The organism is Pseudoalteromonas sp. S4492, from assembly GCF_005886115.1.
GTDB lineage: Bacteria > Pseudomonadota > Gammaproteobacteria > Enterobacterales > Alteromonadaceae > Pseudoalteromonas > Pseudoalteromonas gelatinilytica.
Map to the genome: position 1 here is coordinate 1 of NZ_PNCP01000156.1, position 301 is coordinate 301.

General features: G+C 52.2%; 1 protein-coding gene. It reads left to right on the top strand.

What is annotated here, in order from left to right:
* Window positions 1-301: hypothetical protein (locus CWC28_RS22040; protein ID WP_171038341.1), on the top strand; the 301-nt coding region annotated here is incomplete at both ends.

The following is a 301-nucleotide window of genomic DNA, read 5'->3' on the forward strand; positions in this document are numbered from 1 at the left end:
ACAGTCTGGCTAAACAGGGAACGCTGGAGGAGAACCTGCTCGATGCCGGTTTGGGTGGCAAGAGGATGACAACTGCTGAAAGGCATGCCAGCTGGGCCGCCGGGGAATCAGATCAGCTGGTCAGTACACGAAAGCAGGAAGTGAAAGACCTGGAGTTGGCTCAAAAGGAACTGAAAACCGAGAAAAAGAAAGCCGAAAAGGCAGATAAGAAAGCACATCAGGCACTGGAACGCCTGCAAAAAGATGCGTCGTCTCTGGGCAAGTCGGTGCCAAAAATTCGCAGTAAGGTTGTGGCAGCAAA